The following is a 613-nucleotide window of genomic DNA, read 5'->3' as shown; positions in this document are numbered from 1 at the left end:
GCGCGGCTTTTAGGCAATGTATGTGTCTTTTAGTGACTTCAGCGAATGCCTTGGCATCATTGGTGTTACCACTCAGTGCTTGCATGTAAACAGGAATACCTGCTTGGTTTTCACAAATGAGTTCAAGCACGACTTGGTTAAGCTCTGGCCTATGATCCCGACTATAACCTCTTACAAGCTTAATCACGTTGGTGTTTTCATCTTGTGCATACTCACCATCAACGTGGAAGCTAGTGATATCAAGATGAACAGAATCGGTCGTCAAGCCCAGTTTATCAACAACACGCTCAGCAATAACCTGATAGAGCGCTGAGACATCGGCTTCGTATAGAGCATCTAATGTGCGGCCTAGTACATCATCAGTCAGGTGGTGTGCTTCAATGTCTTTGGCGAGTAGCTTAGATACAGGCTTGGTCTTAAAAAAGTCCGAGAACATGTGCAGTGTTCTGCTATGAAAGCCAAGTCCATTTAGGAGCATGGCCAATACCGCGTCACCATGAGAAACACTGTGGTCAGAATATTTTGGGATAACGGCATCTATCATCCGTGGCAGGCCAATTTCGTGACAAAAGGCGGCAATGAGACCAAGGTGATCTCAGCGTTTAATAACAGG

General features: G+C 45.5%; 1 pseudogene. It reads right to left on the bottom strand.

Going from position 1 to position 613, the window contains the following annotated elements:
* Positions 1 to 607: pseudogene (locus tag B4920_RS25825) on the bottom strand (IS1634 family transposase); the annotation flags it as partial.
* Positions 608 to 613 lie beyond the last annotated feature (6 nt).

Source organism: Zoogloea sp. LCSB751, assembly GCF_002028455.1.
GTDB lineage: Bacteria > Pseudomonadota > Gammaproteobacteria > Burkholderiales > Rhodocyclaceae > Zoogloea.
This window is presented reverse-complemented; position numbering and strand designations above follow the sequence as displayed.